17 protein-coding genes are annotated in these 21,758 nt (G+C 71.9%); 2 read left to right on the top strand and 15 right to left on the bottom strand.

The genetic code is table 11. The features are described from left to right. Positions 1-63: 63 nt before the first annotated feature. Positions 64-1,713 carry a D-alanyl-D-alanine carboxypeptidase family protein gene (locus ACP15J_RS11415; RefSeq protein WP_424937117.1) on the top strand — a complete coding sequence of 550 codons (1,650 nt, stop codon included), beginning with the start codon at positions 64-66 and terminating at the stop codon, positions 1,711-1,713. 187 nt (positions 1,714-1,900) lie between these two features. On the opposite strand, the gene ACP15J_RS11410 is transcribed toward ACP15J_RS11415, so the two are convergent. From ACP15J_RS11410 to ACP15J_RS11395, 4 genes are all read right to left on the bottom strand, one after another. Then, complete coding sequence (locus ACP15J_RS11410; RefSeq protein WP_424980951.1) at positions 1,901-4,084, bottom strand: ABC transporter ATP-binding protein; 2,184 nt, start codon at positions 4,082-4,084, stop codon at positions 1,901-1,903. An 89-nt stretch (positions 4,085-4,173) separates the two neighbouring features. Then, positions 4,174-5,901 (bottom strand): ABC transporter ATP-binding protein, encoded by a 1,728-nt coding sequence (locus tag ACP15J_RS11405; RefSeq protein ID WP_424937115.1) that lies wholly within the window; start codon positions 5,899-5,901, stop codon positions 4,174-4,176. Between the two features lie 170 nt (positions 5,902-6,071). Further along, positions 6,072-7,628, bottom strand: coding sequence for a helix-turn-helix transcriptional regulator (locus ACP15J_RS11400; protein WP_424937114.1), 1,557 nt, complete (start codon positions 7,626-7,628; stop codon positions 6,072-6,074). A 182-nt stretch (positions 7,629-7,810) separates the two neighbouring features. Next, a complete protein-coding gene (locus ACP15J_RS11395) occupies positions 7,811-8,890 on the bottom strand; it encodes an enoyl-CoA hydratase/isomerase family protein (RefSeq protein WP_424937113.1) in 1,080 nt (359 codons plus the stop codon). Between the two features lie 133 nt (positions 8,891-9,023). On the opposite strand from ACP15J_RS11395, the gene ACP15J_RS11390 reads away from it, so the two are divergent. Then, on the top strand, positions 9,024-11,909 hold the full coding sequence (locus tag ACP15J_RS11390) for an ATP-binding cassette domain-containing protein (RefSeq protein ID WP_424937112.1): 2,886 nt from the start codon (positions 9,024-9,026) through the stop codon (positions 11,907-11,909). Between the two features lie 102 nt (positions 11,910-12,011). Here ACP15J_RS11390 and ACP15J_RS11385 read toward each other — a convergent pair whose 3' ends face one another. The 11 genes from ACP15J_RS11385 to hemE all read right to left on the bottom strand — a co-directional run bounded on the left by ACP15J_RS11385 (position 12,012) and on the right by hemE (position 21,686). Beyond that, entirely contained in the window at positions 12,012-12,449 is a 438-nt protein-coding gene (locus tag ACP15J_RS11385; protein ID WP_424937111.1) for a hypothetical protein, read from the bottom strand. Between the two features lie 104 nt (positions 12,450-12,553). Further along, positions 12,554-13,876, bottom strand: a complete 1,323-nt coding sequence (gene hemL, locus ACP15J_RS11380) for a glutamate-1-semialdehyde 2,1-aminomutase (RefSeq protein ID WP_424937110.1) — start codon at positions 13,874-13,876, stop codon at positions 12,554-12,556. An 81-nt stretch (positions 13,877-13,957) separates the two neighbouring features. Continuing rightward, positions 13,958-14,962 (bottom strand): porphobilinogen synthase, encoded by a 1,005-nt coding sequence (gene hemB / locus ACP15J_RS11375; protein ID WP_424937109.1) that lies wholly within the window; start codon positions 14,960-14,962, stop codon positions 13,958-13,960. Further along, positions 14,959-15,756, bottom strand: a complete 798-nt coding sequence (locus ACP15J_RS11370; RefSeq protein WP_424937108.1) for a uroporphyrinogen-III synthase — start codon at positions 15,754-15,756, stop codon at positions 14,959-14,961. The genes hemB and ACP15J_RS11370 overlap by 4 nt, the downstream gene beginning before the upstream one ends. Then, positions 15,743-16,771, bottom strand: a complete 1,029-nt coding sequence (gene hemC, locus ACP15J_RS11365; protein ID WP_424937107.1) for a hydroxymethylbilane synthase — start codon at positions 16,769-16,771, stop codon at positions 15,743-15,745. The genes ACP15J_RS11370 and hemC overlap by 14 nt, the downstream gene beginning before the upstream one ends. A gap of 12 nt (positions 16,772-16,783) precedes the next feature. Further along, positions 16,784-17,506: a hydrogen peroxide-dependent heme synthase gene (hemQ, locus tag ACP15J_RS11360; protein WP_424937106.1), complete on the bottom strand. Its 723-nt coding sequence runs from the start codon at positions 17,504-17,506 to the stop codon at positions 16,784-16,786. Positions 17,507-17,651: 145 nt separating this feature from the next. Continuing rightward, on the bottom strand, positions 17,652-17,960 hold the full coding sequence (locus ACP15J_RS11355; protein ID WP_424937105.1) for a hypothetical protein: 309 nt from the start codon (positions 17,958-17,960) through the stop codon (positions 17,652-17,654). Then, the gene (locus ACP15J_RS11350) at positions 17,947-18,354 is read right to left on the bottom strand and encodes a phage holin family protein (RefSeq protein WP_424937104.1); all 408 of its coding nucleotides are present in this window, start codon (positions 18,352-18,354) and stop codon (positions 17,947-17,949) included. Before ACP15J_RS11350 ends, ACP15J_RS11355 begins: the two co-directional genes overlap by 14 nt. Before the next feature lies 1 nt (position 18,355). Then, entirely contained in the window at positions 18,356-18,817 is a 462-nt protein-coding gene (locus tag ACP15J_RS11345) for a hypothetical protein (protein WP_424937103.1), read from the bottom strand. Between the two features lie 167 nt (positions 18,818-18,984). Further along, positions 18,985-20,628, bottom strand: coding sequence for a protoporphyrinogen/coproporphyrinogen oxidase (locus ACP15J_RS11340; RefSeq protein ID WP_424937102.1), 1,644 nt, complete (start codon positions 20,626-20,628; stop codon positions 18,985-18,987). After that, a complete protein-coding gene (gene hemE / locus ACP15J_RS11335) occupies positions 20,625-21,686 on the bottom strand; it encodes a uroporphyrinogen decarboxylase (RefSeq protein ID WP_424937101.1) in 1,062 nt (353 codons plus the stop codon). The genes ACP15J_RS11340 and hemE overlap by 4 nt, the downstream gene beginning before the upstream one ends. Positions 21,687-21,758 lie beyond the last annotated feature (72 nt).

Here is a 21,758-nt window from a genome sequence, read left to right as displayed (position 1 = left end):
GAACCCGACATGCCGCGGACACCGGAGCGGCAGTCCCACAGGAGCCGCCGGTACGGTGGAGCCGTGACCACCGACGACGCCGACCCCGGCGCCCCCACGGCGGACGAGTCGCCTGTCGGCGGGACCTCGAACGCCGACGCCCCCACGCCGGACCTCGCCGCGCCGGCCCCGGCGCTCGCCGTCTCGGACCTGGCCGCCGAGGTCGCCGCCGCCGAGGCGGCCCTGGCTCCCGCGAACACCGTCGCGGACGGAGCATCCCCTGCTCCGCGCGCGACGGGAACCGTGGCGGTCGCCCCAGGGGCCATGACGGCCCCGGCGACCCTGCCGGCTCCGGACACATCCTTGATCGATCCCGCCTCTCCTGATGCCGACGCCCTCGCCTGGGTCGACATCGAACGCCTCGCCGTGTCGACCGCCACCGGATCGTCCGCGACGGAGGCGTTCGCGAGAGGACGAGGCGATCTGCTCCAGGACGCGCCGCGCCGATCGGCGCTCCGTCCCTCCGTGCTCGTCCCGCTCGCCGTGCTCCTCTGCGCTGCCGGGGCCTACACCGCGACCACGGCGCTGTGGCCGCTGACCGAGCTTCCGCCGACGGTCACGGCGGCGTCCATCCGGATCGACCCCGCACCGAGCGCCGCTGTCGCCTGGCCCACGACCGGCAGTGCGGCGGTGGGCATCGAGGGGATCGGGGCGGTCGCCTCGGCCGAGACGCAGGTGCCGATGGCGAGCATCACGAAGGTCGTCACGGTCCTCGCGGCGCTCGAACGCATGCCGCTCGCACCAGGGGAGCAAGGACCCTCCTTCGCCTTCACCCAGAGCGACAGCGACCAGTACTGGCGCTACCGCGAACAGGATCAGTCCTCGCTCGACGTGCCGGTCGGCGGCTCGCTCACCCAGTACCAGATGCTGCAGGGGATCCTCCTCGGCTCCGCCAACAACTACGCCGACCGTCTCGCCCGCGAGATCTGGGGCTCGGACGCGGACTTCGTCGCCGCCGCCCAGGCCTGGCTGCGCAAGAACGACCTGACCGGGATCTCGCTGGAGAACCCCTCGGGATTCGGGATGGGCAACACGGCGACGCCGCGCGCGCTCCTTCAGCTCGGCCAGATCGCGGTGCACCACCCGGTGATCGGCGAGATCATCGCGACGCCGTCTGCGGAGATCCCCGGCGCAGGGGTCGTGAAGAACTCCAACAAGCTCCTCGGCGAGACCGGGTTCATCGGCGTGAAGACCGGGACGATCGGCGAGACCGGTCAGGAGGACTTCAACCTCCTCTCCGCCAAGGAGATCACCGTCGACGGCACGACCGTGCGGGTCTACGCCTCGGTCCTCGGACAGCCCGACGACGAGGCCCGCTACACGGCGAGCCGTTCACTGTACGCGGAGGTGCAGCACGCACTGACGGACAAGTCGCCGGCCGTGCGGAAGGACGCACTGCTGGGCACGGTGACCACCGCCTGGGGCGAGAAGGTCGAGGCCGTGGCTGGTGCGGACGCCCGGGTCGCACTGTGGAACGGCGCGACAGCGACCGCCACCAGCTCGTTCTCCCTCGGCGAGGACTGGGACGAGGGCGCACGGATCGGGACACTGACGGTCAAGGGCCCGCTCGACGCCGAAGACGTGCAGATCGAGCTCGCCTCCGCCCTGCACGGCCCCGACCTCTGGTGGCGGATGACCCATCCGCTCGACCTCTTCGGCCTGAGCGAGCGCTGACCGCAGGCACGCCGCGCCCGCCCGACCTCCTCGTTCCGCCGCACCCGCTCAGGTCTCGAGATCCGTCGCTGTCAACGCCCGTCGACGAACAGATCTCGGGACGGGAGCAGGGGAGAGAGACGGGTCGGTCAGCGGACACACGACAAAGGGGCCCGCGCCGATACACGCGGGCCCCTTTGTCGTTCGCTCAGGAGCGGTGCTCGCCCTCAGGCAGGTCGTCGACGGCATCGGCCGCCGCGGACTCCGCCGTTCCGGCAGCCGCCGCGCCCTCGACCGTCGCTACGCCGACCGCGGTCGCGAGACCGACGGACGGACTCGCCTCGACCGAGCCCGTAGCGACCGAGACCGAGCCCGTGGCGACCGACAGCGAGCCGGTGAGCGCCTCCTCGGCATCGACGTCGACGGACGCCTGCTCGAACTGCGACTGGTAGAGCCTCCAGTAGGCGCCCTGGGCTGCGATCAGCTCCTCGTGGTTGCCCTTCTCCACGATGTCGCCGTGCTCCATCACGAGGATGATGTCGGCGTCGCGGATGGTGGACAGGCGGTGCGCGATCACGAACGACGTGCGCCCGTTGCGGAGCGCCGCCATCGCGTGCTGCAACAGCAGCTCGGTGCGGGTGTCGACCGCGCTGGTCGCCTCGTCGAGGATGAGGATCGACGGCTGGGCCACGAACGCGCGAGCGATCGTGATCAGCTGACGCTCACCGGCCGAGACGTTCGAGGCGTCCTCGTCGAGCTTCGTGTCGTATCCCTCGGGGAGGGAGTGCACGAACCGGTCGACGTATGTCGCCTTCGCGGCCTCGATGATCTCGTCGTCCGTCGCGGTCGCCCGCCCGTAGCGGATGTTCTCCCGGATCGTGCCGGCGAACAGCCACGGGTCCTGCAGCACCATGCCGGTGCGTGCACGCAGGTCAGACCGCTCCATCTCGGCGATGTCCTGGCCATCGAGCAGGATCCGACCGCCGCTGAGCTCGTAGAACCGCATGATGAGGTTCACCAGCGTGGTCTTGCCCGCTCCGGTCGGCCCGACGATCGCGACCGTCTGTCCCGGCTCCACCCGGAATGAGAGGTCGGTGATGAGAGGCCGCTCGGGGTCGTACGCGAAGGCGACGTGCTCGAACTCGATGACGCCCTTGCCGTCGGCGACGGTCGGCGCATCGTCGGCGTCGGCTTCCTGCTCCTCGGCGTCCAGCAGCTCGAAGACGCGCTCGGCCGATGCCGTGCCGGACTGCACGACCGCGGCCATGCCGCCCAGCTCGCTCAGCGGCTGCGTGAACTGCTGCGAGTACTGGATGAACGCCTGCACGTCACCGAGGCGGATCTGACCGCCGGCGACCATCAGGCCGCCGAGCACCGCGATCCCCACATAGGTGAGGCTTCCGACGAAGGTCATGGCCGGCATGATGATCCCGGACAGGAACTGCGCCTTGAAGCTCGCCTCGTAGAGCTCCTGGTTCTCGCTCTGGAAGCGGTCGAGCGCGTCCTTCTCGCGGCCGTAGACCTTCACGAGCGCGTGGCCGGAGAAGGCCTCCTCGACCCGGGCGTTGAGACGACCGACCTTGCGCCACTGCATGCCGAAGGCCTTCTGCGAGCGCGGCCCGATGATGCCGAAGATGACCGCCATCAGCGGCAGCGCCACGAGAGCGACCAGGGCGAGCTGCCACGAGATCGTGAACATCATGACCAGCACGCCGATCACGGTGAGGACCGAGGTCAGCGCTCCCGACAGCGACTGCTGCATCGTCTGGGTGATGTTGTCGATGTCGTTGGTCACCCGGGAGATCAGCTCACCCCGCTGCACCTTGTCGAAGTACGACAGCGGAAGGCGGTTGATCTTGGCCTCGACGTCCTCACGCAGGCGCCACATGGTGCGCACCATGATCACGTTGATGACGTAGCCCTGGATCCAGCTCAGCAACGCCGAGACGACGTAGATCGCCAGCACGGCCGTGATGACCCAGCGCAGCTTGTCGAAGTCGATGCCGGTCCCGACCGAGAAGTCGTTCATGGCCGCGACCATGTTCGCGAAGTCGCCCTGCCCGGCCTGCCGGAGACTGTCGACGACCTGCTGCTGCGAAGCACCGGCCGGCACGCCGTTCTGCGCGAGCGTGTTCGAGATGAAGCCCTCGTAGACGAGGTTCGTGGCCTCGCCCAGCACCTTCGGCGCCGCGACGGCGAGCACGACGCCCACGGCCCCGAGGAACGACACGAGCACGAACCAGAGGGCGGAGGGCTTGAGCAGCCCGATCATCCGCTTGAAGCTCGGGCCGAAGTTGTCGGCCTTGCCAGGAGCGGGGCCGTCGAACATGCCGCCGCCCTCCTGACGCGCCTTCTCGGCCTGCTCGGCCTCGTACGCCTCGAGCTCGGTCATCTCCGCGACGGGCGCGGATCCGGCCTCGGCCTTGGCACGGCGCTCGGCCACGCGCGCGGCACGGGCGGCCTTCTTGTCGACGTTGTCGCTCATGCGTCCACCCCCAGCTGCGACTCCACGATCTCGCGATAGGTGTCATTGGTCTCGAGCAGTTGCTCGTGGGTGCCGACACCGACCATCGTCCCGTCTTCGAGGACGATGATCCGGTCGGCGTCGGTGATCGTCGAGACGCGCTGGGCGACGACGATCTTGGTGACGTCGGGCAGCTCCCGCCACAGCGCCTGGCGGAGCCGGGCGTCGGTGGTCAGGTCCAGCGCCGAGAACGAGTCGTCGAAGACGAGGATCCGCGGCTGGTGCACGATCGCCCTGGCGATCGCCAGACGCTGACGCTGCCCGCCGGAGACGTTGGTGCCTCCCTGCACGATCGGCGAGTCCAGGCCCTTCGGCATCTCCGAGACGAAGTCCTTCGCCTGGGCGATCTCGAGCGCCTTCCACAGGTCCTCGTCCGTCGCGTCCTCACGGCCGTAGCGGAGGTTGGACGCGACCGTCCCGGTGAACAGGAAGGGACGCTGCGGCACGAGCCCGATGCTCTGCCAGAGCGCCTCGACATCGGCCTCGCGCACATCGGTCCCGCCGACGGCGACCGATCCGCCGGTCACGTCGAAAAGGCGGGGGATGAGCGAGACGAGCGTCGTCTTGCCCGAGCCGGTGGACCCGACGATCGCCACCGTCTCACCGGGGTCGGCCGCGAAGCTGATTCCGGTGAGCACCGGCGAGGCGGCGCCCGGATAGGTGAACTCGACGTCGTCGAAGGCGACGGCTCCGGGGACGGGGAAGGTCGTGACGCCGTTCTCCGGACGGGTCATCGTCGACTCGGCGTCGAGGACCTCGCCGACGCGCTCGGCCGAGACCGCCGCACGGGGGATCATCATCGCCATGAAGCTCGACATGATGATGCCCATCATGATCTGGCCGATGTACTGCATGAACGCGAACAGCGTGCCGACCTCGACCGTGCCGTCGTTGACCTCGATGCCGCCGAACCAGATCACGCCGACGACGGTGACGTTGAGGATGAGCATGAACAGCGGGAAGAGCAGCACGAAGAGCGAGCCGACCTTGCGGCCGACGACCATGATGTCGGTGTTGGCCTCGCGGAACCGCTCCTCCTCGATCCGCTCGCGCACGAAGGCGCGCACGACCCTGACGCCGGTGAGCTGCTCGCGCATGACGCGGTTGACCGCGTCGAGCTTGCCCTGGTAGCTGCGGAACAGCGGGACCATCCGGCCGATGATGAGAGCGGCGACGATCAGGAGCGCCGGCACCGAGACCGCGATGAGCCAGCTGAGCCCGAAGTTGGTCTGCAGCGCCATGATGATGCCGCCGATCGCGAGGAGCGGCGCGGTGATGAACATGGTCGAGCCCATCATCGCCAGCATCTGGACCTGCTGCACGTCGTTCGTGTTGCGGGTGATGAGCGATCCGGCGCCGAACTGCGAGACCTCGCGTTCGGAGAACCCGCTCACGCGGGAGAAGACGTCGGAGCGGATGTCGCGGCCCATGCTCATGGCGGCGCGGGCGGCGAAGTACGTCGCGACGATCGACGCGACGATCTGGCCGAGCGAGACGGCGAGCATGAGCGCGCCGTGCGACCAGATGTATCCGGTGTCGGCGGTGGCGACGCCCTTGTCGATGATGTCGGCGTTCAGACGTGGCAGATAGAGCGATGCCAGCGCACTGGCGAACTGGAAGACCAGCACGCCGAGGAGCAGCCATCGGTAGCGGGTGAGATAGCGGACGAGGATTTTTCCGAGCACAGGCGGACTTCCTGGATTCCTGGTGGGCGGATGAAGCCGGGATTCGGCCACGCTATAGAGTGCCACGAGCCGCGGACATTCACACCCGCGAGTTCTGAGCCTTCGCTGTCAGCGAAACTTCCCCGGGACGACCTGGGCTTTCCGCACCCGGTCAAAGAAGGGTGAACCCGTCAGCAGTCACCCCTTCCCGCGCGATCGCGCAGGACGAGGGCGATGAGCTCGGACCTGCCGCCGATCCCGATCTTGCGGAAGATCCGGCCGAGATGGATCTCCACCGTACGTCCCGCGATGCCCAGACGAGCTCCGATCTCGCGGTTCTTCATCCCCTCCCCGACGAGGTCGACGATCTCGTTCTCGCGAGCGGTCAGCCTGCTCCGCAGCTGCGCCCGCATCCCGGCGGCGCGCGTGAGCCGGGCAGCGATCGCCGTGATCCGCGGAGCCCGCAGCTCGTACTCCAGGTCCAGCTGCACCGAGGACGCCGGCCGCACCAGGGCGAAGGAGCTCTCGAGGCCCCACAGGTCGGGGGCCGTGTGGCGCAGCACACGCAGCACGCTCGTCATCAGGCCACCGGCGAAATGGGTCATCGGCAGCCGCAACAGCGCGTCTCGGAGCGTCGCCGCCGCGCTCGCCGGCTCCCCCGCGAGGAGAAGAAGCACCGCCTGCTGCCCACGGAACTGGGCCTCGATGATCGGCGACAGCGGACCGGTGGTGATCCGCCACGGCCATGCCGGCCGTGCGCCGACCGTGGTCGCCATGAGGCGCGCCTGGATCCCGTCCACCTCGTCGTCGTCACCCCAGCCGGCGAGGATCGCCGCCATCCCGTGCAGCGCCTCGTGATCGGAACGCGTCGCCTCGAACTGGCGCAGAGCGCCACCCAGCCGCAGGAGCGTCGCAAGCCCGTTCTCGGCCGGCAGCGCGCCGTGGAGCATGCTGTCGATCGCATCACGCAGTCCCGCCGCCTCCTCCCCCTGCCTCGTGCCGTCCAGGGAGCGCAGCACCGCGACCGCTTCCTCGAAACAGCCCAGCGCCGCCGCCGCGCGACCCATCAGCAGACGTCCGCTCGCGCTCGGCCCGCCGTCACCATCCCCTGCGACGAGCCTGCCGACTCGGTACGCCGCGTCGGCGGAGCCCCCGGCGAGGAGCCGACGTCCGAAGCGTGCGAGCTCCGCGACCGCCCCGCTCGCGGCACCGCCCAGCTGAACGGCGTGCCAGGCCTCGCGCCCCGTCTCGCCCCGCCGACGATGCGCACGGGCGAGCGCTCGATGGACCGTGTCCCGGTGACTGCGCGGCGCCTGGAGAACAGCGGCCCGCGCCGCGGGCGAGACGAAGCGGAAACGTCCATCGTTCCACGACAGGAGCTCGCCCATGCCGTCAGTGAGGAGGACCGCGGGGTCGATCGCGGCGGCGGCGAGCACCACGTCGAACCGATCGGAGGTGCTGAGGGCCGCGGTCAGCAGCAGCCGCCGTCCGGCCGAGCCCGCGGCCTCCAACGCCGACGCATGACGATCGCGGAGCGCAGGCGAGAGCGGGAGCGCGGCGGGAAGGACGGCCATGCCGCGGAGCTGAGCGGTCGAGAGCGCTCGGAAGACGTGCCCCAGATCCTCGTCGTCGAGGTCGCCGAGGCGAGCGATCTCGCCCGCGACATGGGGCGCGATCGCCCTCTGCCCCTCCGCTCCTGCAGCCCGCTCCGCGAACGCCACCGCTCTCACGGCTCGCGTGATCAGCATGCACCCTCCCCCCGGATGGCACCGGCGCCGTACAGGCCGCCAGCGGGAACATGGTGGCACGGGTTTCGCTCACCCGTCCGCCGAGGACGATGCAGGCATCCATGCCCTATGTGTTTGCACATAGGGCATGGAGATCGGCGCCAGGGCAGGCACGGACCGCGAAGGAGGTCAGAAGCGCGCCGTCAGCCCCAGAGCGGCGCCGGCGGGACGTAGGCGCGCGCCGCGACCGCCGCATCGGGAGAGAGCTCGGCGAGGGTACGGGGAATCCACAGGGGCGTGCGGTCCTTGTCCACCAGCTGCGCGCGGATCCCTTCGACGAGGTCGGGGTGGCTCGTGGCGAACCAGAGCACGCGACGATACTCACCGGCGAGGGCCTCCCGCAGGCTGGCCATCGCCCTGGCCTCGCGCACCGCCTCCAACGCCACGGCGAGGGCCGTCGGCGAGATCGCCTCCAGCTCGTCCGCGGTCGCCATCGCCTCGGAGACACCGGACGCGCGCAGCCGGGCGACGATCTCGATCACCGAGTCGCCGGCGAAGGCGTCGTCGATCCACCCTCGCTTCGTCGCCAGCGTCGACGGCTCGGGCGTCTCGTCGAAGAGCAGGACGATCTCGCTCGGCCCGGTCGGATCCGCCCGGTACGCCAACGCCTCCCGCAGCGCGTCCACGCGGTCGGACGGCACGAAGTGGTCGGCGAGGCCGGCATAAAGCGCGTCGGCGGCATCCATGCTCCCGCCTGTGAGGGCGAAGTACTCGCCCAGACGACCCGGCGCACGACCGAGCAGCCAGGTCCCGCCCACGTCCGGCGTGAAGCCGATCCGGGTCTCGGGCATCGCCAGGCGCGACCGCTCCGTGACGATCCGGATCGCGGCGTGTCCCGCGAGCCCGATCCCGCCGCCCATCGTGATCCCGTCGGCGATCGCGACGACAGGCTTGGGAAACTCCGCGATCGCCGCGTCCAGGGCGTACTCCTCGCGGAAGAAGGCGACGATCTCGTCGTCCCGGCCCTCCGTGATCATGTCGTACAGCGCGCGCACGTCCCCGCCCGCGCACAGGCCCCGGTCGCCGGCGCCGTCGAGCAGGACGATCTGCACGTCGGTGTCGTCCCGCCACGCCGCGAGCGCGGCGTGGAGCTCGCGGATCATCCCCAGGTCGAGCGCGTTGAGGGCCTTCGGCCGGTCGAGCGTGAGGTGCCCGAGCGCGCCTTCGGTGCGGGCGAGGACGTGCGAGGCCGACGGGGCGGCTGCGGGGGCGGGAGGCGTCACGCCAGCCAGGTTACTCTCGCGGACCGGCCTTCCCCCTGTCCACTCCGACCGGAAATCACGGGGTCGATGAGCTTTTCGGGGTAGTTTCCGACAAGATAGACAGGTATTGCCCCCTGACGACGAGAGGTCGCGGATGACCGACGGACAGCTGCTCGAGTTCTCGCGGGCGACGAAGCGATTCGGCGCCCTCACCGCGGTGGACGACCTGTCCGCGCAGATCGCGCCGGGCGCGGTGACCGGGTTCCTGGGTCCCAACGGCGCGGGGAAGACCACCTCGTTGCGGATGCTGCTCGGCCTCATCCGCCCGACCTCGGGCACGGCGACGATCGGGGGAACCCCTTATGCCGACCTGCGTCACCCGCTGCGCACCGTCGGCTCGGTCATGGAGGAGGCCCTGTACCGCCCCCGGCGCACGGCGGCGCGTCAGCTCGCGATCGCGGCGAAGGCCAACGGGATCCCGCTCGCGCGAGTAGACGAGGTCGTCTCGCTCGTCGGCCTGCAGAACGAGGCCGAGACACGCATCGGCGCCTATTCGCTCGGCATGCGCCAGCGGCTGAGCATCGCGACCGCGTTGCTGGGCGATCCCGGGGCCCTGGTGCTCGACGAGCCGGCCAACGGCCTCGATCCCGAGGGCATTCGCTGGATGCGCCTGCTCATGCGCCGCCTCGCGGACGAGGGGCGCACCGTGCTCGTGTCCTCGCACGTGCTCAGCGAGATCGAGCAGATCGCCGACAACGTGCTCGTGCTCGCCCGGGGCCGTCTGGTCTACGCCGACAGCATCAACAAGCTCTCCGATCCGACCAACGGCTCGGTCGTCGTCGACGCCGAGGACCGCGACGCGCTGATCGCCGCGCTGACGCAGGCGGGCCTCGCCTACGACGTCCTCCGGATCGGCCTCAGCGTCCACGACACCGACGCGGCGACGGTCGGCGCACTCGCGGCGTCGTCGGGCATCGCGCTGAGGACGCTCCAGCAGCGCGGCCCCACCCTCGAGGAGGTCTTCCTCGATCTCGTGCACGGTCGGCGCGACCCGGTAGCCGGGGCTCCGTTCGACGCAACCGTGGCGATGCCCACCGTCGCCGCCGACGCGGAGACCGGCACAGGTGTTCGCGCAGGCGCGGCCGTCGCCGGCGCGGCAGCGGCCGGAGCGGCGGTGGCGGGAGCCGCAGCCGCCGGAGCGGCGGGGCTTCTCCCCGGACCGGATGACGCAGGCGAGCTCTCGCCGCGCCGCGCCGCGCGCGCGCAGGCCGAGGCCGCGCGGCATCCCGCGGGCGCCCCGGCCGCGGACGGGCACGCTGACGCCGCGATGGCCGAGGACGCCACCGGCGCGGCTCCGGTCACGGAGGAGGCCACTCCGATCGAGGAGGAGGCCACGACGTCCGACGAAGGCTCCGCGAACGACGGCGCGCGATCCACGGACACCCTCGCCAGCGATGCGGACACCGCCACGGAGGACACGGGGGCCGACGCAGAGGCCGGCGCAGAGGAGGCGGGCGCGGATCCGGTCGCCGAGAGCAACGCGTCCGTCACCGCTGTCGCTGCATCGGCCACAGACGATCACGGCGCGGAGGACGCCCCCGAAGGCATCGGCGCGCTCGCGGGCACCGCACGTGAGGACGTCGAGCCCGCCGACGAGGAGGACTCCAGGACGGAGGACGTCGAGCCCGCCGATCACACGGCGGACGAGGACGACACGTCCCTCGGGAACGACCCGGCCACGCACGACCCGTCCGCGCATGTCCCCGACGGACTCGAACCGCAGGAGGCGGGCCCGATCGAGGAGGAGGCGACCGAGGAGTCACCGGCCCACGAGCCCGCGGCGAACGCGGAGTCCGCCGACCCGAGCTCCTCGACCGTGACAGACGAGGAGGCCGCAGAGGAGAGCCCGTGGGACGCCGACACCGGCGACACCGGCGACGCTGCTGCCGCCGAAGGGCGCGTCGCGGAGGAGCCCAGGGATGAGCAGGCCGCAGACGAGGAGTCCGGCGGAGAGGCACCGGGCGTCGCTCTCACCGCCCCGATCGCCACCGACGAGGACTTCGGGCTCGCCACGGGCGAGACGTCGGAAGGCGACGGGCAGGCGGACGAGCCGCGGCCGGTCACCGCTCCGACCTCCTTGTTGTTCGCGACGCCGGCTCCTGCCGCTCCCGAAGAGGACGAGGGGTCTGGCGTCCTTCCCTTCGCCACCGAGGCCGTCTCCCTTCCGCCTGCCGACACGACACCCCGCTTCGACGACCTCGTCTGGGGTCCAGCGGCGACCGCCTCCACGGACGCCGCTGCAGAGATCGCCCGAGTCGACCGTCAGGGCGAGAGCAACGCGACGCCGGCCGAGCACACCGGCGAGGCAGCGCCGGCGGAGACCACGAGGCAGGCCGGCGAGGGGCACGCCCTCCCCGCCGAGAGCACCGAGGCCGGGGACCACGACGGGCGGGCGGAGCACAGCCAGGCGATCGATGACCGCCACGTCTTCGAGCCTGATCCGGCCACAGCCGTGTTCGAGGTGCCGAGCCCCGATCTCATCGCCGACCGGGACGACGCTCCTGTCGAGCCGTCGACCGAGACCACGGAGATCGCCGGGATCGAGATCTTCGCCCCCCTCGCCGACGGGCAGACCCAGGAGATCCAGGTGATCCTCGAGCAGCCGCACGAGGACGACCACGGCGACGACGAGGTGACCCGGGGCGAGGACCCCAGGGCCGCCGCCGTCAGCGCCTCGCTCGCGGCCGCCGCTCGCGCCTACTACAGCGACGACGCCCCGGCATACGCCCCCTCGGACGCTCCCGTCGCCCACGCCGAGCCGGCGACGCCTGGCTCCGACGACGCCGGTGCCGAGCGCGCGGAGGCGAGCGACGTGGAGCCCGCCCCCGAAGACGAGCGGCCCGCGCAGGCCGCGCCCTCGCATGGGGATACGGCAGCGGAGTCCGAAGGACCTGCGGACGGTGCGCCCGAGGACGAGGGTCAGGAGGCCCAAGGACACGACCACGGCGCCCCGCACTCCGAGGGATACCGACGGGGCTGAGCCCGGCCGCAGACTCCCGACGGGAGCGCGACGATCCGATGCGGGTCGCCGCGCTCCTCCGTCTTCCGCGTCACCGCCTCGGCGGCCGTGACGAGTCTCGACTCAGGCCGGGCGGACGGACGGCTTGCCGCTGCGCGTCTTGCCCCGGGACGATGTCGGGACGATGTCGGAGACGTCCGCCGGCTCGGACGACACGTCCAGTCGCAACGCCTGGGTCAGGGCGAGACCGTGCCTGGTCGTGAGGATAAGACGCTGATAGTCGGCGTCTCGGAGATCGATCACGACGCTCGGCCGCCGGCGACGGATCAGCACGAAGTCCTGCCCGGAGGCCGACCGCCACGTCCCCGCGGCGAGGACGCCCGGCACATGGGTGCCGGGCGAGGCGACGCCGCGGAGCCAGGTCCATGCGTCGTCCGTGAGCTGCACCTTGACGATCGCGTCCCGCTCGATCAGCAGGTTCTCGCGGTGGAGCGTGACCGCGCGCTCGATGGGCGACAGCACCACCTCGAGCCGTGTCCGATCCAGCAGCAAGGTGACCATGGCACCCAGTCTGCCAGCCGTCGACGTATGCGGCCCGCAAACAAGCTCACAGGACGGCAACGATCCGCCCCCTCGCGCCTCCCTCCCGCCAAGGAGGAAACGGCTCAGGCGGCAGCGCGGACCGCGGCGCGAGCGGCCGCGGGCAGAGCGGCCTCGATCGCGCTCAGCTCCTCCTCGCCGTGCGCCGCCGTCAGGAACCAGGCCTCGAACACGCTCGGCGGCAGGGCGACGCCGGACTCCCGCATCGCGTGGAAGAACGGGGCGTAGCGGAAGGCCTCCTGGGCCAGCGCCTGGGTGTAGTCCTCGGGGGCGGCCGCAGAGAAGGCGACGCCGAAGAGGTTGCCCGCCCGCGGCACGGCGTGCACGACGCCCTCCGCGGTCAGCGCCCGGTCGAGCGCGCTCGCGACCCGCTCGGCTGCGGCGTCCACCCGTGCGTAAACCTCCGGCGTCGCGAGCCGGAGCGTCGCCAGCCCCGCGGCGACCGAGAGCGGATTCCCGGAGAGAGTGCCGGCCTGATACACCGGGCCGACGGGCGCGAGCATCTCCATGACCGCCGCGCTGCCGCCCAGCGCCGCGAGCGGCATCCCGCCGCCGACGACCTTGCCGAAGGTGATGATGTCGGGGACATAGTCCTCGCCGGCCTCCTGCTGAAGCCCCCAGTATCCCGCCGGATGCACGCGGAAACCGGTGAGCACCTCGTCCAGGATGAGCAGGGCGCCATGCGCGTGCGCGGTCTCCGCCAGCAGCCGGTTGAAGCCGGGACGCGGGGGGACCACACCCATGTTCGCCGCCGAGGCCTCGACGATGACGGCGGCGATCCGCTCGCCGTGCTCGGCGAACACCGTCGCCAGCGCCGTGGGGTCGTTGTAGTCGATCACCAGCGTCTGCGCGGCGATGGGCGCGGGGACCCCGGCAGAGCCGGGGAGCGCCAGAGTCGCGACGCCGGAGCCGGCCGCGGCGAGGAGACCGTCGGAGTGCCCGTGGTAATGCCCGGCGAACTTCACCAGAAGATCGCGTCCTGTCGCACCGCGTGCGAGGCGGATCGCGGTCATCGTCGCCTCGGTGCCGGTGGAGACCAGCCGCACCCGCTCCACGGGACGGGCATCGCCCACGCGCACCCTGTCGGCGATGAGGGCGGCGAGCTCCACCTCGCCCTCGGTCGGCGCGCCGAAGGAGAGCCCGCGCGACGCGGCCTCCTGCACCGCGGACACGACCTCGGGATGCGCGTGCCCGAGCAGCGCCGGTCCCCAGGAGGCGACGAGGTCGACATAACGCCCGCCGGCGGCGTCGGTCACGGTCGCACCCTGCGCGCTCGCGAGGAACCGCGGGGTCCCTCCGACCGAGTCGTAGGCGCGTACCGGCGAGTTCACCCCGCCGGGGATCACCGTGCGCGCGGCCTCGAAGAGATCGTCGTTGCGGTCGGTCATCAGTTCTCTCCTCCTGCGTCGCGCCAGGCCATCACGTGACGCCATCATGCGGAGCCGCCGGGCGGGGCGGCCAGGTGGCCGTCAGCCGGCGCGCAGCCAGCCGGCGGCCTCGGTGGCCCAGTAGGTCAGGACCGCGTCCGCACCGGCCCGTCGAATCGAGAGCAGCGACTCCTGGACCGCGGCCCTGCGGTCGATCCATCCGTTGGCCGCGGCCGCCTCGATCATCGCGTACTCGCCCGAGACCTGGTACGCCCACACGGGGACCGTCGCGGCGTCACGCACCTCTCGCAGCACGTCGAGGAACGCCATCGCCGGCTTGACCATCACGACGTCCGCGCCCTCGGCCTCGTCGAGCAGCGCCTCGCGCACGCCCTCACGGCGGTTGCCGGGATCGAGCTGGTAGCTGCGGCGGTCGCCGTGCAGCTGCGAGTCGACGGCCTCACGGAACGGACCGTAGAAGGCGCTCGCGTACTTGGCCGCGTAGCCGAGGAGGAGCGTGTCCGTGAATCCTTCGCCGTCCAGCGCCTCCCGCACCGCGGCGACCTGGCCGTCCATCATCCCGGACAGGCCCAGCAGCCGTGATCCGGCACGCGCCTGCGCCAGTCCCATCGCGACATAGCGCTCCAGGGTGGCGTCGTTGTCGACCGTGCCGTCCGCGGCGAGGACCCCACAGTGCCCGTGGTCGGTGAACTCGTCCAGGCAGAGGTCTGTCTGCACAAGGAGCGCGTCGCCGACCTCGGCAGCCACGGCGGTGGTGGCCACATTGAGGATCCCGTCCGGATCGTCGGCGCCCGACCCGCGCGCATCGCGGACGGCGGGGACGCCGAACAGCATGATCCCGGAGATCCCGGCCTCTGCGGCGTCGGCGGCCGCGCGGCGCAGCGAGTCGACGGTGTGCTGCGCCACCCCCGGCATGGAGCCGATCGGCGCGGGCTCGGCCAGCCCCTCGCGCACGAAGGCGGGCAGCACGAGATGCCGCGGCAACAGGTCGGTCTCGCGGACGAGTCCGCGCACGGCCGGCGTCTGACGCAGCCGCCGGGGGCGTACCGCCGGAAAGGAGCCGTTCACGGACCGCCGGGCGCTCACGGCGCGAACTCGTCGGTCGCGTGCGGAAGGGTGAACTGGGAGACCGCCTCGATGAGGGCATCGACGGTCTGGCGATCGGCGACGACCGACACCGGCAGTCCTGCGCGCTTGGCGTCCTTGGCCGTCCGCGGCCCGATCGCCGCCAGCAGCGTGGTCTCGGGGATGTCCGGGAACTGCTCGCGCACCTGCTCGGCGACCGATCCGCTCGTGATGAGGATCGCGTTGATCCGGCCGTTGGCGACGTCGCGGAGGATGCGCTCGGTCACCGGCACACCGACCGTCCGGTAGGCGACGACACTCGACACGTCGTGCCCCGCGTTCAGCAGCGACCTGCTGAGCACGGGCTTCGCGATCTCGCTGCGCAGGCTGAGGATGCGGCGGGGCTCGGTCTCGAGCGCGATGAGCTGCGCGGCCATGCCCTCGGCGGAATTGTCCTCCTCGGGGACGAGGTCGACCTGATATCCCACGGCCTGCAGCGCAGCGGCGGTGGTCTCGCCGACGGCCGCGACCTTCGTGGTCGGGGGGATGACGGCCCGGTGGGCGAAGAGCACGTCCACGGTCGTGGCACTCGTGACGGTCAGCCAGTCGAACGCGCCGTCGGCGAGCTTGACCAGGGCCTCGTCCAGCGACGCCTGGTCGGTGGTGGGGCCGAAGTTAATGAGGGGTGCCACCACCGGGACAGCGCCCTGAGCACGCAGAGACGCGGCGACGCCGTCGCCCCAGGGACCGCCGCGCGGCACGAGCACGCGCCAGCCGGTCAGCGGTTTGGTTGGCTTCGGATCAGTCATGGTCATCGGGTCTGGTCTCGGGGAGGAGGCCGGCCGCCCCTTGTTCGAGCAGCCGACGGGCAACATCCGACCCGATGTCGCGCGCGGCGCCGATCGGGTCTGCTCCATCGGCAGCATTCGCACCATCGCCACTGCCGTTCCGACGAATATACCCCCTGCTCAGGGGTTCCGTGACGTCGACGCCGATCCGCCGCTCGTCGGAGGGAGCGTAGACGACAGCGCGGACACGGAGATTCCGACCTTCCATGGCCGCATGCACGGCCATCGGCGCCTGGCACCCGGCGTCGAGCCCGGCCAGCGTCGCCCGCTCGGCGGTCACCGCGATCCGGGTGCCCTCGTCGTCCAGACGGGCCAGCGCCGCACGCAGCTCCTCCGGAGCATCGGCCGTGGTCTCGACCGCGAGCGCTCCCTGCCCCGGGGCCGTCGGCCACTCAGCCAGACCCAGCGCCTCCGCGTGCAGACCGTCCAACGGATCGCCGTCGAGGCGCGAGAGCCCCGCCGCGGCGAGGATCACCGCGTCCAGCTCCCCCGACGCGACCCTGCCGAGACGGGAGTCGACGTTGCCGCGGATGTCCACGGCGCGGGAGCGCGGAGCGCGGATGCGCACCTGCGCGATCCGCCGCGGCGAGCCGGTGCCGATGGTGCTTCCCGTGCGCAGCTCGTGCAACGGGGCCCCGTCCCTCGTGACCGCGACGTCGCGCGCGTCCGCTCGCGCGGGCGTCGCGGCGATCACGAGGTCGTCGGGCTGGGCGGTGGGCAGGTCCTTGAGGGAGTGGACGAGGAGGTCGCACTCGCCTCGCCGCAGGGCCTCGCGCAGACGCGTGGCGAACACGCCCATCCCGCCGATCTCGGAGAGGGAGGCGCGGTTGGTGTCGCCCTCGGAGACGATCGGGACGAGCTCCACCCTGCGGCCCGAGGCCTTCTCCAGGGCGGCGGCGACCTGCCCCGACTGTGCGCGGGCGAGCGCGCTGCGGCGGGTGCCGAGGCGGATCGGCGCGGTCGTGTCGCTGAGGCTGCTCATGATCGGCCTCTCTTACTGCAGCACGTCGGCGATCTCGTCCACGCGCAGGCGCCGCCCGGTATAGAACGGCACCTCCTCCTTCACGTAGCGGCGCGCGTCCGTGTACCGGAGGTCGCGCATGAGATCCACGAGCTCAGTGAGGTCGTCAGCCTCCAGCGGCAGCAGCCACTCATAGTCGCCGAGGGCGAAGGAGGCGACGGTGTTCGCGATCACCCCGGTGAACGCGGCGCCCTTGCGGCCATGCTCCGCGAGCATCTGGCGCCGCTCCTCCTCCGGAGCGAGGTACCACTCCGGCGTGCGCACGAACGGATACAGGCACAGCCAGTCCTTCGGCTCGACCCCGCGGAGGAATCCGGGGACGTGCGCACGGTTGAACTCGGCGTCGCGGTGCACGCCCAGCACGTTCCAGACCGGGAGGAGCGTGCGCAGCAGCTCGGTACGACGCAGGCGCCGGAGGTCTCTCTGCAGATCCTCCGCCGTGGCGCCGTGGAGCCAGACCATGAGATCGGCGTCGGCCTTGAGACCGGAGACGTCGTAGAAGCCGCGCACCGAGACGCCGCCGGCCTCGATGTGGGCGACGATGTTCTCCAGCTCGGTCGCGTCCGTCTCGGTCACCGGAGCGTCGGGATTGCGGCGCCAGACCGCCCAGAGGGTGTATCCGGACGGCGAAGCGGCGGGCTCCGACGCCGTGCTCTCGGGTGACGCGGGCGCAGTGATCTCTTCTGCTTCGGGCATGACCCCAGTCTGCCCCTTCGAGCCCGTCCTCGCGAACACGCCGGGGCCATGCTGATCCTCTGCGCCCTCGGTGCGACGGCCGGACCGGCGTTCCCAACGCGGGCCGGCGTCCCGGCGATAGAACGGATCCGGTGACGGACGCCGCTCAGCGGGACAGGGCGCGTGCGACGCCCCAGACGATCCCGCCGACGGCCACGGCGATGCCGACGGCGCCGGCGATCGCTGCCGCCGGATTGCGACGGGCGAAGGCGCGGGCATTGACCGCAGCCCTGGCCGATGCCTTCTCGATCCGGCGCGGGAGGTTGCCCTTCACCTCGATCGCGGCCAGCGCGGCCTTGAGCTCCGCCCGGGCCGACGCCACCGGGTCCACGATGCCGTGCGGGACGGCGGTTCGCGGAAGCGGGGCGGCTGCGGGCTTCCTGGAGGCGGGGTTCCTCGGGTCAGCGGTCGTCATCGCCAGCCTCTTTCACGATTCGGATGTCCTCGGCAACGGCCTGGGCAGGGTTCTCCCGGGCTGTCAGGCGTTTGAACTTCAGGATGCCGAGCAGGGCGAAGAAGGCCACTGCCAGCAGGAGGATCCCGAAGACCGCGAGCGCCGACAGCCAGACCGGCCACCAGGAGGAGATCCCGGCGATCGCGAAGACCAGGAGGACGGGGATCGCCCAGAACAGGAAGAACAGGGCGACGAGAAACCAGACGCTGCCGATCCCTGCGTCCTTCGCGGTGCGGGAGATCCACACCTTGGCCGCGTCGATCTCGGCCTTGACGAGATTGCTGATCAGGTCGGGCAGATCGCCGAGCAGCGTCAGCAGGCTGTCGTCGGCGCGATCCCGGTATCCGCGAGGCATGTCACTTGCCGCTTCGGGGCTTCTTGGGAGCGGCGGGCTTCGCAGCGGACGGCGTGGCGGCGGCCTTCGTCGCCGCCGGCTTCGCCGACGCGCTCGACGCCGCCTTCGCCTGCTGGGCGAGCTCGCCCTTCTCCGCGGCCTCGATCGTCTCCTCCGCGGCCCGACGGACCTCGTCGACGACATCGCCGCCGCTGGCGATCGCCGAGTCGAGCCGCTGCCCCGGGGTCTGCCCGGCGCTTGCCGCCTTGACGATCTTGACCGCACCGTTCCAGAGCGCCTGGGGAACCGCGGCCGCCTGGGACTTGGCGAACTCGCGGGCCTTCGACACCTGGGCCTGGACGGGCTCGAGGTGCCAGACCTTGAGCCACTGCCTCTTGATCTGCTCGTAACGCTCACGTCCGGCCCGCGTCCCGAGGACGTAGCCCACGCCCAGTCCGACGACGAGTCCGATCTTGCCCTTCATAGGGTCTCCCTCACCATGTGGTCGGCCTTGCGGAGTACCAGCGTAACCCCGTATTCCGATTTCGGCATCTATCGCCCCCGCACGCTGACCCGGTGGTCTTTACGTCCTTCGTTCTGCGAGAGGCCCATGCCTCCGCCCCGGGCCGCATCAGCCGCGGCGCGGAGCGGTCAGTCCCACAGCAGGGCGCGACGGAGGCGCTCGGCCTCCGCGCGCGCATGCGGGATCACCTGGGCCAGTCCGGTCCCCGCGAGCCAGGCGCCGGTCGCCGCGAGGTGCGGCGTCTCAGCGACCGCCCGCGCTGCCGCCGCCCGCCGCTCGGCGGCGCCGAGCGAGGCCGACGGCTGGGACTGCGCGAAGCGGGCGCGGAAGGACCCTCGGAGCGCGGTCGCGGTGAGCGGGACGCCGAGGAGCGCGGCGGCCTCCCGAAGGGCGAGCGCGGCCGCGGCCTCGTCGTCCAGCCCCGCCGTGGCGGGGGGCTCGCCCTGCGAGCCGAACGAGACGCGCACGACATGGCGTCCACCGGCCGCCGCACGCAGCCATGGCCACTTCGCCGTGCCATGGGTGAGCGCCTTGGCGGTATGGCTCCCCGGCACCGTCAGCACTCCGGATCCGCGGGGCGCGGCGTCCAGCTCCGGCGCGTCGAGCACGAGCGTCACGATCTCGATCTGCGGCGAGGGCCCGGGGGGGATCGCGGTGAGAGCGGGCACGTGAGGGCTCAGCAGTCGACGGGCGGCCACCTCGTCGACCGCGAGGATCACGGCCTCGAAGGATCCGGAGCCGGAGTCGCCCTCGTCGGGGCCGGCTGCGTCGGAGCCGCCGTCATCGAGCGCCCCGCGCTCCGCCGGACGTCCCGCAGCGACGTCGTCCGCCGCGACCGGCTCTGCGTGGACCGTCCAGACGTCATCCTCCCGGCTGATTCCCGTCACCGGCGTTCCGGTACGCACCTCGACGCCGAGCAGGGCCAGGCGCTCCAAGAGGGCGTCGACGAGCGCGGCCATGCCGCCGGCGAGGCCTTGGACGGCAGCACCCGGCCGGCGTTCCAGGGCGCTGCCACCGGCCTTCGCGGCCGTGGTCGCGCGAAGCTCGGCGACGGCGCCGGAGAGCGATCCGGCACGGGTGAGCGCGGCGTTGAGGCCAGGCACCGCGACATCCGTGTCGATGTCGTCCGGATGTGCCGAGTGCACCCCTGTGCTCACCGGCGCGACGAGGCGTTCGAGCACGCGCGCGCCCATCCGCGAGCGGACGAGATGCCCGAGGCTGCGGTCGTGACCGATCGTCAGCGGTGGCCGCACCCGGTCCAGGTAGGCACGCCACGCGCCCGGCCAGCCGATGATGCGCCGGACGTCGTCGGCGAAGGGGTTCTCCGGAATCCCGAGGATCCCCCCTCGCGGCAGCGGGGCGGCGCCCGCCCCGGGGATCCCCGCGAGCCAGGCGCCTCCGGGCGCCGGGTCGACGACCTTCTCCGCGATCCCCAACTCCTCCACAAGGCCACGGACGTGTCCGCCGCGGGTGGCGAAGCTCTCGGCGCCGGCGTCGAAGACGATCCCGTCGGCCTCGCCCCTCCGCACGACCCCGCCCGCCCGCTCTTCCGCCTCGAAGACCGTCACCCTCATGCCCACCGCCGCGCACTCCTTGGCCGCGACGAGCCCCGCGATCCCGCCGCCCACGACGGCGATCCGGATGCCCGCGGCCTTGGCCACGAGCTCCGCGGCGGGGACGGACGCCACGCCCGCACCGGCGGAGTCGACGCCGGCCGATCCCGTTCCCTCCGGGCCTGGGCCCACCGGATCGACGCCTTCGGGGGCGCTCATGCCGCACCTCCGGTCCGGGAGGCGTCCTCCGCTCCCTCACTCGCATGCACGAGCTCGACGATCCGGGTCAGCACGCCGGGATCCGCATCGGGCGGCACGCCGTGGCCGAGGTTGACGATGTGGGCCCTGGCTGCGGCACCGCGGGCGAGCACGTCGTGCACGTGAGCCGCGAGCACCGGCCAGGGCGCGGAGAGCAGGCCGGGGTCGAGGTTCCCCTGCACGGTGACGTCCGGGCCGAGGAGCCGTACGGCCTCGTCCAGCGGGGTCCGCCAGTCCACGCCGACCGCGGCGGCCATGCCGTCCAGCCGCATGTCGGCGAGGAACGGCCCCGTGCCGACGCCGAAGTGGATGACCGGGGCGTCGATGCCCACGACAGCCGCCGCCGAGTGCGGGGCGACGAACGCACGATAGTCCGCTGCGGACAGGGAGCCCGCCCATGAGTCGAAGAGCTGAACCGCCGAGGCGCCCGCCTCCCGCTGCGCGAGGAGGAAGGTGCGCGAGACCTGGGCGAGCCAGCCGGCCAGGCGGTTCCACGAATCTGGGTCGGTGTGCATCATCGCTCGCGCCCGCAGATGCTCCTTCGACGGCCCTCCCTCCACGAGATACGCGGCCAGGGTGAAGGGCGCTCCCGCGAAGCCGATGAGCGGCGTCTCTCCGAGCTCGCCGACGACGATCCGCACGGCCTCGGCGATGGCCGCGGTGTCCAGGGACGCGGGATCGATCGCGGTGATGCGGGCGACGTCGTCCGCGGTCCGCACCGGGGAGGCGAACACCGGCCCCCGGCCCGGCTGGATCTCGACGTCGACCCCGGCCAGTCGGAGCGGGACCACGATGTCGCTGAAGAAGATGCCCGCGTCCACGCCGTGACGCCGCACCGGCTGCAGGGTGATCTCCGCCGCCAGGTCGGGGGTGAGGCAGGCGTCGAGCATCCGCGTCCCCACCCGCAGCTCGCGATACTCGGGCAGAGAACGGCCTGCCTGCCGCATGAACCAGACCGGCGTGCGGTCGGGGCGGGAGCCGGCGAGGGCGCGCAGGAGCGGAGCATCGGAGAAGGCCATGCCTCCATCCTTCCACCGGGGGCTATGGGGCGGCAGGACATGGCACCCCCGCCCGGCCCGGCACCCCGACGC

Origin of the sequence: Microbacterium sp. S308A+ (genome assembly GCF_049800815.1) — a bacterium.
Classification (GTDB): Bacteria; Actinomycetota; Actinomycetes; order Actinomycetales; family Microbacteriaceae; genus Microbacterium.
Note: the sequence above shows the minus strand (reverse complement) of the source record. Positions and strands in the feature narration are given on the sequence as shown.

Excerpts from the sequence above, each read along its gene's own strand:
- ACP15J_RS11385 (WP_424937111.1), bottom strand. The coding sequence starts at position 12,449 with ATGGTCACCTTGCTGCTGGATCGGACACGGCTCGAGGTGGTGCTGTCG.
- hemL (WP_424937110.1), bottom strand. The coding sequence starts at position 13,876 with ATGACCGACCGCAACGACGATCTCTTCGAGGCCGCGCGCACGGTGATC.
- ACP15J_RS11370 (WP_424937108.1), bottom strand. The coding sequence starts at position 15,756 with ATGACCATGACTGATCCGAAGCCAACCAAACCGCTGACCGGCTGGCGC.
- ACP15J_RS11340 (WP_424937102.1), bottom strand. The coding sequence starts at position 20,628 with ATGAGCGCCCCCGAAGGCGTCGATCCGGTGGGCCCAGGCCCGGAGGGA.
- hemE (WP_424937101.1), bottom strand. The coding sequence starts at position 21,686 with ATGGCCTTCTCCGATGCTCCGCTCCTGCGCGCCCTCGCCGGCTCCCGC.
- ACP15J_RS11350 (WP_424937104.1), bottom strand. The coding sequence starts at position 18,354 with ATGCCTCGCGGATACCGGGATCGCGCCGACGACAGCCTGCTGACGCTG.
- ACP15J_RS11410 (WP_424980951.1), bottom strand. The coding sequence starts at position 4,084 with ATGACCGAGCTCGAGGCGTACGAGGCCGAGCAGGCCGAGAAGGCGCGT.
- ACP15J_RS11390 (WP_424937112.1), top strand. The coding sequence starts at position 9,024 with ATGACCGACGGACAGCTGCTCGAGTTCTCGCGGGCGACGAAGCGATTC.
- hemC (WP_424937107.1), bottom strand. The coding sequence starts at position 16,771 with ATGAGCAGCCTCAGCGACACGACCGCGCCGATCCGCCTCGGCACCCGC.
- ACP15J_RS11355 (WP_424937105.1), bottom strand. The coding sequence starts at position 17,960 with ATGACGACCGCTGACCCGAGGAACCCCGCCTCCAGGAAGCCCGCAGCC.
- ACP15J_RS11400 (WP_424937114.1), bottom strand. The coding sequence starts at position 7,628 with ATGCTGATCACGCGAGCCGTGAGAGCGGTGGCGTTCGCGGAGCGGGCT.
- ACP15J_RS11345 (WP_424937103.1), bottom strand. The coding sequence starts at position 18,817 with ATGAAGGGCAAGATCGGACTCGTCGTCGGACTGGGCGTGGGCTACGTC.
- hemQ (WP_424937106.1), bottom strand. The coding sequence starts at position 17,506 with ATGCCCGAAGCAGAAGAGATCACTGCGCCCGCGTCACCCGAGAGCACG.